Here is a 378-nt window from a genome sequence, read left to right as displayed (position 1 = left end):
TCACAGTGGCACGCCCTAGGGGAGTCGAACCCCTCTTCCCAGAATGAAAATCTGGTGTCCTAACCGATAGACGAAGGGCGCACTTGCTGTGTGGGCGCCTTATAGTCAGCGCCATTGTAGACTGCAAGCGCTAATCTGAAAATTCGCGTGCTTTTCCTGTGAAAAAAACCAGAAAACCCGTGGTGAGCTTGCGGTGCCAAAAAGGTGGCGCTTCGACGAGCGTGCGTCGGGTTCTCGACGAAAAACCGCCGGTCTCGAACAAGGAAATTACGTAGGGGAAGAGGGTCACAGTGGCACGCCCTAGGGGAGTCGAACCCCTCTTCCCAGAATGAAAATCTGGTGTCCTAACCGATAGACGAAGGGCGCACTTGCTGTGTG

General features: G+C 54.5%; 2 tRNA genes. Both read right to left on the bottom strand.

The annotated features are described in order from the left end of the window. Positions 1–6 precede the first annotated feature (6 nt). Positions 7–81, bottom strand: a tRNA-Glu gene (locus tag BLJAPNOD_RS34960). A 210-nt stretch (positions 82–291) separates the two neighbouring features. Further along, positions 292–366 (bottom strand) — tRNA-Glu (locus tag BLJAPNOD_RS34955). Positions 367–378 lie beyond the last annotated feature (12 nt).

The organism is Ensifer sp. M14, from assembly GCF_003355565.1.
Classification (GTDB): Bacteria; Pseudomonadota; Alphaproteobacteria; order Rhizobiales; family Rhizobiaceae; genus Ensifer.
This window is presented reverse-complemented; position numbering and strand designations above follow the sequence as displayed.